The following is a 10,000-nucleotide window of genomic DNA, read 5'->3' as shown; positions in this document are numbered from 1 at the left end:
AAGTATTTTTGGAAGTTCCATTCTACTTCACTGTCCTGTAATCCATTTTTAGCTTTCTGTGTTAGGAATTGATACACAGGATGCATATCGCCACCTTTTACCGAAATTTTAGCCATCATAGGAAATGTTACCCCATAATTTTTTTGACAGAAAGTAGCGATTTGTTGATTACTTCCTGGCTCTTGCGCTCCAAAATTATTGGCTGGAAAACCTACGATTACAAAGTTTTTGTCTTTGTATTTTTCGTAAATAGCTTGTAATTGTTCGTATTGCGGTGTTAAACCACATTCCGAAGCAGTATTAACTACTAAGATTTTCTTTCCTTTTAGTGTTGAAAAATCGAATGAATCTCCACTCAAATCTTCTACTTTAAACTGATAAATGGTTTCTTTTGCCATTGGTGTTGTGGTTGCTGTTGCGGTAGCTGTTTGCTTTTTTTGTGCCTGATTTTGACAACTAAAAAGCAATGCTGCTACTGAAAACAAGGTTACTAATTTTTTCATCTCTTTTTTTATTTCAAATTTAGGATTTTAAAACGCAATTTTTGATAAACATTTCTTAAAAAAAATGGCCGCTTATTAGCGACCAAATTCTTATTTTTTATAATATTTCTTATACGGGAAGTAAGCTATTGCCGATATTACTAAGACAATTGCTAAAATTACAAAGTAATACGTAACGTTTTGTTTCTCACCAGAAGCATAACTGTGTAAACCGCTCAAGTGGAAATTCACTCCAAAATACGTCATTAAAATAGAAGCGAAAGCTAAAACGCTCATTACGTTATAAATCCATCTTCCTCTTAATGCTGGTACAAAACGCGCGTGAATTACAAATGCATACACCATAATACTGATTAAAGCCCAAGTTTCTTTTGGATCCCAACCCCAATAACGTCCCCAACTTTCGTTAGCCCATTGTCCGCCAAGGAAGTTTCCTATGGTTAACATTACTAAACCAACAGTTAATGCCATTTCATTGATATACGTAATTTCGTCGATGCTTAATTTCATTCTTTCTTTGTTCTTTTCGTTTGTGAAAATCATCAAGAATAACGAAACTAAACCTAAAACCATCGCTAAAGTAAATGGTCCATAACTCGCTACAATTACAGCAACGTGAATCATTAACCAATACGAATTTAAAACCGGTTGTAAGTTTCCAATTGAAGGATCCATCCAGTTCCAATGTGCAATCATCAAAATCATCGAAGTTACAAAAGCAGTTGAAGCTACCGTAAGTTTCGAATCTTTCCCGAAAGCTAATCCAAAGAACATCGTTGCCCAACCCACATAAATCATACTTTCATACGCATCACTCCAAGGCGCGTGACCTGAAATATACCATCTTACAATTAAACCTGCTAAATGCAAAATGAAAAACAATCCTATTAATCCATGAAAAACATTGATAATCGTTCGGATGGTTTTGGAATTTTTGAAAATTTGAACAATACAGAAAGCTAGCATTAAAACACCAGCTAACATATACATATAATATAATCTCTTGAAAATATCATATTTATTATACGTAATTTCAGAATTGATTTTACTTTCCGAAAGCATTACGGCTTTTCCGTATTTCTTTTGGTATTCGGTTAGTCCTTTTAAAAGGCTATTTGGCAATTCGTAATTTTTACTTTGAGATGCTTTATCTAAGGCATTCAAATAAAATGGCATTACATTTTTAATCGAATCTAAAGCGGTTCCTGTTGGTTGGTTAATTTCTAAAAACGAAACCCATTTATTTGATTTATCTCCAGGAACTGGGAACACTTTCAAAATTTGTCCGCTTAAAGCCGAATATAAAAGGTTTACTTTTTTGTCTGCTTCAATAAAATCTTTTTGAAATACATTAGGAACCGGTTCTTTGTAAGCGGCTTCTAAAACTTTAGCCAATTTATAACTTCCAGTTTCATCGAAAAAGGCTACTAAAGGTGCGTATTTTGCTTCTTTTTCTACACCAATTAATTTACGAATACTGTCATTTCCTCTTTTTAAATAGATAATTGGCAACGAATACCAATATTGAGGATATTGCGTCATCGATAAAAACGCTTGATCGGAATTCATTCCTTCATAGGTATCACTTTTAGATACTTTACGAAGTAATTCCGATGAAAACGTATTGATAGGCTTCATACGACCACCATCTTGAATTACGATTTTTCCAAATTCATTCGCATGTTCAGTTGAAACTTCGTATTTCTTTAACAACTTCAGAATTTCTTCTTTACTTGGTTGGTGATTGTGTTGTTGTGCAAAAGTTAGAGTAGAAAATAAAATAAAAATCACACTCAATAAAGCTGCTTTTTTCGCTTTTACTTTTTCTAACTTCTCTTTCAAACTTGAAAAACGACTATTTTTTGTAAATAATATCGCCATCAAACCAAAATACAATAGGAAATAACCAATATAAGTAATCCAAGTTCCCCAGAAATCGTGACTTACGGATAGCTGTGTTCCTTTTTCGTCTGGATCAAATCCAGCTTGGAAGAATCTAAATCCTCTATAATCTAAAATATGATTCATGAAAACACTATCTTTAAATGTTTTTCCTTGTTCAGTATCCGCCACTTCAATTTTACTTTTGAAAGCCGAATAACTTTTTTCTGTTCCAGGATATTTATCCGCAATGAAATCATCTAATTTCACAGAAAAAGGCGTATTGTAAATTTTACTTCCAAAGAAAAGTGTAAATTCTAAATCACCAATCTTAACCGTTTGCGGAACTCCTTGCTTTCCTTTTGAACCAACTAGTGTTACAATTTCTTCTTTACCTTGTGTTTTAATTTTTACTTTTAAGGCATCATCGGTTTGTTTGTCTTTGAAATCATTATTCGATTTGAAAGTCAATTCTCCTTTAATGGCTTGCTCTGGAAATACAAACTGAGCACCACCAATATTATACAACGAACGTAACATTAAAGGTTGCACTGAATCTTTAACAACCTTACCTTGTAATTTATCAGCCATTCGCATAAAATCACCTTCAAAAGGTGTTTGAATTGTGTAGGCTTCAGCAATTTTAGTGATATTAATTGCGCCTTCTGTGTATTTATTAAAAGCAAAAAGCACGTTGTGTAAGTTTTGAACTTCACCTTCTTTTAAGTAATGTTCATGACGTGTTCCTCCACTCGACTCAACCATTTTAATCATCAATTGACCAGTTTCTGAAGCTACAACCGTTTCGGTGGCATTCATAACAAATTCTTGATGTTCTACTTCAAATGGAATACCACTGAATTCACCACTCATTGAGAAATCGTTACTTGCAAAAGCATTCAAAAAAGCATCATCTTTAACTTCTGGAGCTAAATACAATCCTTTTTCAAAAGTTTTACGACGCATTTGTCCTTCGTGATTTCCATCTACTAAAACCGTTAAATAAGGTTTATCCGAATAAATCATGTTAGCTGATTCACCTTCTCTAATAGGCATCATTCCTTCATAACTAATATAACGAGTAACAAAAGCTCCAACTATAATTAGAATAAAAGAAAGGTGTAAAATTAAAGTCGCCCAATTTTCTTTTTTGTGTAATTGATAACGTTTTATGTTACCTAAAAAGTTAATGATAAAAAACACCATGATAACTTCAAACCAAACAGCGTTGTAAACAACAACTCTAGCAGTATCAGTATTATAGGCATCTTCAATAAAAGTTCCAGCTGCCATGGCAAAAGCAAAAAGAATAAATAAAACAGCCATTAAGCGCGTGGAAGATAACAGGGATAGTATTTTTTTCTCCATGAGATATATAGGAATACGTTTTTTTAATTGGCACAAATGTACTTAAAAACAAAAACTTTTTAACGAAGTTTAACAAAGGTTTGAGGAATTTATAACGTTCTCATTTTAGTACAACATTTTCACCTCTTTGACATCAAAAAATTGAATAGAATCATCTTCCAATAAAACCGCTAATTTTCCTTCTTGCGTAACTTCTTGAATTTTACCTACAAATCGATTTCCAGCAACCGATTCAAAAGCAGAAACTACATCTTTCTTAAACAAAATTTGATGATAGGCGTTCCAAAAATGAGTTTCTCCTAAAATTGGTAATTGTTTTAAATTGTATTCTAACTGATTTACAATTGAAATTAGCATCGTTTCTCTATCAAAAATTTTATTTTCCAACAAAAATAAAGACGAAGCTTGAGGTAAATTTTCGAATTGAGATTGATTTACATTCAAACCAATTCCGATTATCGATTGCACTTCACTTGAATTTTTAAACGTATTTTCTATTAAAATGCCACCTATTTTTTTATTTTCTGCCAAAATGTCGTTTGGCCATTTGATGACAAAATTTAAATTACTAACGGTTTTTAGCGCTTCAACAATACTCAAAGCTATGATGATATTTAATGTAAAAAGACTCGTAATTCCTTCAACTCTTTGATTATATAAAACACTAAAAGTTAGATTATTACCTGCTCCAGAAACCCATCCAGAACCTCTTTGACCTTTACCTTCTGTTTGCGATTCGGTACTTACAACTGTGAAATTTTCACAACTTTCTTGAGCAGAAAGTGCTTTTAAAAAACGGTTGGTTGAATCTATGGCATCGAGTTTGATTATTCTCATATCGTACTAACAAAATTTAATCTTATGTTAAGGTTCAAAAATAATCACAAAAAATGATACCTTTGCATAAATAGAAAAATAATAAATGGCGAAGAAGCAGATTAATAATGATGATTTATTAGCAAACATCATCAAAGGGATTGAAGAAGTAAAAGGAGAAAATATTGATATTCTTGATTTAAGAGAAATTGACAACACGGTTTGTGACTATTTTGTAATTTGCAATGGAAATTCAAATACACAAGTAAATGCAATCGTAGGATCAATACAAAAAATCGTTTCTAAAGAGTTAAAAGACAAACCATGGCACGTTGAAGGTGCTGAAAATGGAGAATGGGTTTTAATGGATTACGTAAACATTGTAGTACACGTTTTTCAAAAACACATTCGTGAATACTACCGAATTGAGAGTTTATGGGGTGATGCTAAAATCACTACCATTGAATCAAAATACTAAAAAATTTTATGGCACAAAATAATAATTCTGGATTTAAGTTTAGTCCTTGGATGAGTATTGTACTTGTCTTGACTATTTTTTTTACGATAAGTTTATTTACCAAAGGAATTGATTTAAGCAATCCTGCGCCTACAACATTATCAAAATTCTACCAATTTTTAGATAAAAATCAGGTACAAAAAGTGGTGTTTACCAATACTAAAGCTACTGTCTATTTAAAGAAAACAGCTTTAACAGATAAAACACATGACAAAGTAAAGAATGATGTTTTAAACAAATTAAACACTAAAGGTCCTCACTATTTCTTTGAAATTGGTGATTTAAAAACCTTTCAAGAAAATTTACAAAAAGCATCAAACGAAGGTAAACTTTCAGAATATGAAAAAGAACCAGAAAGCATGTGGGGGGAACTTATCTCAATGCTTTTACCAATTGTAATATTAATTGGTTTATGGATTTTCATGATGCGAAGAATGTCAGGTGGTTCTGGCGGTGGCGGAGGTCAGATTTTTAGCATCGGAAAATCGAAAGCTAAATTATTTGACGAAAAAAATGATACAAGAGTAACATTTGAAAACGTTGCCGGATTAGAAGGAGCTAAAGAAGAAATTCAAGAAATCGTAGAATTCTTGAAAAACCCTGAAAAATATACTTCTATTGGAGGAAAAATTCCAAAAGGAGCTTTATTAGTTGGTCCTCCAGGAACAGGAAAAACCTTATTAGCAAAAGCCGTTGCCGGTGAAGCTAAAGTACCTTTCTTCTCTTTATCAGGTTCTGATTTTGTGGAGATGTTTGTAGGAGTTGGAGCTTCTCGTGTTCGAGATTTATTCAAACAAGCGAAAGAAAAATCACCATCTATCATTTTCATTGACGAAATTGACGCTGTAGGTAGAGCTCGTGGAAAAAACAACATGACAGGTGCTAACGACGAAAGAGAAAACACGCTGAATCAGTTATTAACTGAAATGGATGGTTTTGGAACCAATTCCAACGTAATTGTTTTAGCTGCAACCAACCGTGCTGATGTTTTAGACAAAGCTCTATTACGTGCCGGTCGTTTTGACAGACAAATTTATGTAGACTTACCAGACATTAGAGAACGTAAAGAAATTTTTGAAGTACATTTAAAACCTTTGAAAAAATCAGAGGAGTTAGATACTGAATTTTTAGCAAAACAAACTCCAGGATTCTCGGGTGCTGATATTGCTAATGTTTGTAACGAAGCGGCTTTAATAGCAGCTCGTAAAGACAAAAAAGCAGTTGATAAACAAGATTTCCTAGACGCTGTAGATAGAATCATTGGTGGTTTAGAAAAGAAAAATAAAATCGTAACTCCTGAAGAAAAACGTGCTATTGCGATTCACGAAGCAGGTCACGCAACAGTAAGTTGGATGTTAGAGCACGCTGCACCTTTAGTAAAAGTAACAATTGTTCCTCGAGGACAAAGTTTAGGTGCTGCTTGGTATTTACCAGAAGAAAGACTGATTGTACGTCCAGAACAAATGTTAGACGAAATGTGTGCTACCATGGGAGGTCGTGCTGCCGAAAAAGTAATTTTTAATAAAATTTCAACTGGAGCGTTGAGCGATTTAGAGAAAGTCACACGTCAAGCAAGAGCAATGGTAACCATTTATGGATTGAATGATAAGCTTGGAAATATTACTTATTACGATTCAACAGGACAATCGGACTATAATTTTTCAAAACCATATTCAGAAGAAACAGCAAAAGTTATCGATACTGAAATTTCAAAATTAATTGAAGAACAGTACGACAGAGCGATTCATCTTTTGGAAACAAACAAAGAAAAACTAACCCAATTAGCTGATATTCTGATTGAAAAAGAAGTAATTTTTAAAGATGATTTAGAAACCATTTTTGGAAAAAGACCTTTTGATAAAGAAGTTACTACAACTCCTGAAAACACGGACGAAAAGACAATTTCAGAATAAGTAACTTATCAACAAAATAATATTAATAAAAATCTTAGTTCTGTATGTAAAGAACTAAGATTTTTTTTATCTTTGATTTTCACAGTTAAAAAACCTACTAAAGATACATGAGTCTTTTTAGAAAATTTTTTGGTACATCTTCTAAGGAAGAGGACAATGACAAAAAACAAGAAGTCAAAAGTCCTTATTCTCCAGATACTACATTACCAATAGACGAACAGTTTACTTTCAATTTCAAAGGAAATGGAGGTAAATTCATTTATTGTGAGAATTTAGATGAAATTGCAGAGAATTTTGAAAATATATTAGCAGAAAATGATTGGTTTGAATGTAATGCCCAGTGTTTTGACAACCGATTACTTTATTTGCTTGATGATAACAAATTAACTTACGACAATTTATCAACTCCTGTATTTTTTCTTTCTTCTTGTGAAAATTTAATCGCAGATGAAGGCTCTATATTATTCTCATCTAATCAATTGAAACACTTCAAACCTAATGAACTTCCAACTAACATGATTGTTTTCGCAACAACAAGTCAGATAGTAAATAGTAAAAGTGACGGCTTGAGGCGTATTAAGAGCACGCACGAAAAAAATTACCCTTCTAATATTACCACCATAAAATATTTTGAAGAAGTAAAAGAACAGGATTTTCTTCACTATGGAAGTTGCCATAAAAATCTATACTTACTTCTTTTAGAAGATTTATAATAATGAACGAAACGCTAAAAAGAGCATTATCTGGAGCCGTTTATGTTGTATTACTGTTAGGCTGCATTTCTTATTCAAGGGAAGGTTTAGCCATTCTTTTTGGTGTTTTTTTGGTGATTGGAGTTTACGAATTTTGTAAAATGTGCGGGTTAAACTTTTACATGAGCATTCCAATTGCAGCAAGTTCCTACTATTTCTTTTGGAATAAAAACTCCGATTTAAATCTGAATACAGCTTTAACCGCAATATCTATTGTAACTTCAATCAAATTGTTACTCTATTTATTTAATGCTAACAAGTCAAATTTTAAAATCTACACAAGATATTTCTTGTTATTTGGTTATGTGATACTTCCTTTTATTTTAGCAAACTACGTTGCAATGGGAGTCAAAGGTTATAATCCAAAAATTTTAATTTCTATTATCGTTTTAATTTGGACCAACGATACTTTCGCATATTTAGTTGGAAAAAACATAGGAAAGAACAAACTTTTCCCAAGTGTTTCTCCGAAAAAAACCATTGAAGGTTTTGCTGGAGGTTTGGTCTTTACCATTATCGGCGGAGTTTTATTAGCAAATTATTACATCATGGCTTCTACCCTATTTATTTGGATAGTCATTGCCGCTATTGTTAGTATTTTCAGTACGTTAGGCGATTTAATCGAATCAAAATTAAAACGTGTTGCCGGCATAAAAGACACCGGAAATATAATGCCCGGTCACGGAGGTATTCTAGATCGACTAGATAGTATTATATTTGTAATTCCATTTATTAATTTATTTTATTTAATTTTATACTATGTTTCATAAAGAAGGTTCAAAAATCATTTTCATTACGCTGCTTTTAGTAGTTGCAATTATTTTCTTAACCGATGCATTTGTTTCTATAAATTGGTTACGAACTATTTTATACTTATTTGCATTAGTGATTTTAGTCTTGGTTTTACAATTCTTCAGAAATCCAACACGTGTTGCAGACAATAGCGACAATCACATTTTAGCTCCTGTAGATGGAAAAGTTGTAGTTATTGAAGAAGTATTCGAACCAGAATATTTCAAAGACAAACGCTTGATGGTTTCTATCTTCATGTCTCCTATTAATGTTCACGTTACACGTTACTGTGTAAACGGAATTGTAAAATACAGCAAATATCACCCTGGAAAATACTTAGTAGCTTGGCATCCTAAAGCTAGCGAAGAAAATGAAAGAACTACTGTTGTAATCAACAATAGAATCTATGGTGAAATCTTATACCGTCAGATTGCTGGTGCTCTAGCTAGACGTATTGTGAATTATGCACAAGAAGGAATGCGTGTTGTTCAAGGCAAAGATGCTGGCTTCATTAAATTTGGCTCAAGAGTAGATATTTATTTACCATTAGGAACTGAAATTAATGTAAAACTAGGCGATAAAGCTATCGGAAATAAAACCGTTATTAGTAAAAAAGCATAAAGAATGAGTGAAAAGGATTTAAATACATTATTTGATGAAGCATTTGCTAACGCACAATTGATTCCACAAGAGTCGGTGCCTCAGGATATGCAATTGGTATTGTATGGTTTGTACAAACAAGCTACTTCCGAAACTTCTAACCCTTTATTATTTCAAAATCCACAAGACTTAAGAAATGCTTTCAAATTAAATGCTTGGATGCAAGTGAAACATCTGAAACCAGATGATGCCAAAGCTGAATACATCAATATCATCAATCAATTACTGAAAGAACGTAATTTATAATCCGCATTACAAATGAAAAAGTCATTATTGATTTTGGCTTGTATATCATTTATGATGACGAGCTGTAGAAAAGAAAACGAACTAGAAGAAGTTAAAATTCCTGACCCAGAAGTAGAAACTAAAATTTCAGCTTTAGGAAATCCAGCTGATGTAAAAGTTACAGAAGGCGGAATCTTTCAAATGCGCGGCTTAAAATATGCCTACGACGACTTACAACCTCACATAGATGGTCGTACAATGGAAATCCACTATTCAAAACATCATTTAGGTTACGCAAACAAACTAAACAAAGCCGTAATTGGAACCGATTTAGAATTAAAAACCGTTGAAGATATTCTAAAAAACCTAGACGTTAACAATAAAGAAATCCGAAATAACGCAGGTGGTTACTATAATCATAATTTGTTTTTCGAGATATTAAATCCAAAAGGCGGTGGTACTCCAAAAGGTGCTTTAGCGGAAGCCATTACCGCAGAATTAGGCTCGTTTGACAACTTACAAAAACAACTCACAGATGCTGCTGCAGGACAATTTGGAAGTGGTTGGGCATGG

At 32.7% G+C, this 10,000-nt stretch carries 10 protein-coding genes; 7 read left to right on the top strand and 3 right to left on the bottom strand.

Annotated features, from left to right (window positions below):
- The 3 genes from LDL23_RS05500 to LDL23_RS05490 all read right to left on the bottom strand — a co-directional run.
- A partial coding sequence (locus LDL23_RS05500; protein WP_291264814.1) for a glutathione peroxidase occupies positions 1 to 503 on the bottom strand: 503 nt, incomplete at its 3' end.
- A 90-nt stretch (positions 504 to 593) separates the two neighbouring features.
- On the bottom strand, positions 594 to 3,752 hold the full coding sequence (gene ccsA / locus LDL23_RS05495) for a cytochrome c biogenesis protein CcsA (RefSeq protein WP_291264813.1): 3,159 nt from the start codon (positions 3,750 to 3,752) through the stop codon (positions 594 to 596).
- A 105-nt stretch (positions 3,753 to 3,857) separates the two neighbouring features.
- Positions 3,858 to 4,589, bottom strand: coding sequence for a biotin--[acetyl-CoA-carboxylase] ligase (locus tag LDL23_RS05490; RefSeq protein ID WP_291264812.1), 732 nt, complete (start codon positions 4,587 to 4,589; stop codon positions 3,858 to 3,860).
- An 85-nt stretch (positions 4,590 to 4,674) separates the two neighbouring features.
- Here LDL23_RS05490 and rsfS point away from each other — a divergent pair, with 85 nt between their 5' ends.
- From rsfS to LDL23_RS05455, 7 genes are all read left to right on the top strand, one after another.
- A complete protein-coding gene (gene rsfS, locus LDL23_RS05485) occupies positions 4,675 to 5,046 on the top strand; it encodes a ribosome silencing factor (protein ID WP_026725083.1) in 372 nt (123 codons plus the stop codon).
- Between the two features lie 8 nt (positions 5,047 to 5,054).
- Positions 5,055 to 6,998, top strand: coding sequence for an ATP-dependent zinc metalloprotease FtsH (gene ftsH / locus LDL23_RS05480; protein ID WP_026725084.1), 1,944 nt, complete (start codon positions 5,055 to 5,057; stop codon positions 6,996 to 6,998).
- Between the two features lie 107 nt (positions 6,999 to 7,105).
- Positions 7,106 to 7,711, top strand: a complete 606-nt coding sequence (locus tag LDL23_RS05475; RefSeq protein ID WP_291264811.1) for an LUD domain-containing protein — start codon at positions 7,106 to 7,108, stop codon at positions 7,709 to 7,711.
- A 2-nt stretch (positions 7,712 to 7,713) separates the two neighbouring features.
- Positions 7,714 to 8,520, top strand: coding sequence for a phosphatidate cytidylyltransferase (locus tag LDL23_RS05470; protein WP_291264810.1), 807 nt, complete (start codon positions 7,714 to 7,716; stop codon positions 8,518 to 8,520).
- A complete protein-coding gene (locus tag LDL23_RS05465; protein WP_291264809.1) occupies positions 8,510 to 9,163 on the top strand; it encodes a phosphatidylserine decarboxylase family protein in 654 nt (217 codons plus the stop codon). Before LDL23_RS05470 ends, LDL23_RS05465 begins: the two co-directional genes overlap by 11 nt.
- A 3-nt stretch (positions 9,164 to 9,166) precedes the next feature.
- Positions 9,167 to 9,448, top strand: coding sequence for an acyl-CoA-binding protein (locus tag LDL23_RS05460; RefSeq protein WP_291264808.1), 282 nt, complete (start codon positions 9,167 to 9,169; stop codon positions 9,446 to 9,448).
- A 12-nt stretch (positions 9,449 to 9,460) separates the two neighbouring features.
- The coding region (locus LDL23_RS05455) for a Fe-Mn family superoxide dismutase (RefSeq protein ID WP_291264807.1) at positions 9,461 to 10,000 on the top strand (540 nt) is incomplete at its 3' end.

The sequence above is a fragment of the Flavobacterium sp. genome (assembly GCF_020217025.1).
Lineage (GTDB): Bacteria > Bacteroidota > Bacteroidia > Flavobacteriales > Flavobacteriaceae > Flavobacterium.
Note: the sequence above shows the minus strand (reverse complement) of the source record. Positions and strands in the feature narration are given on the sequence as shown.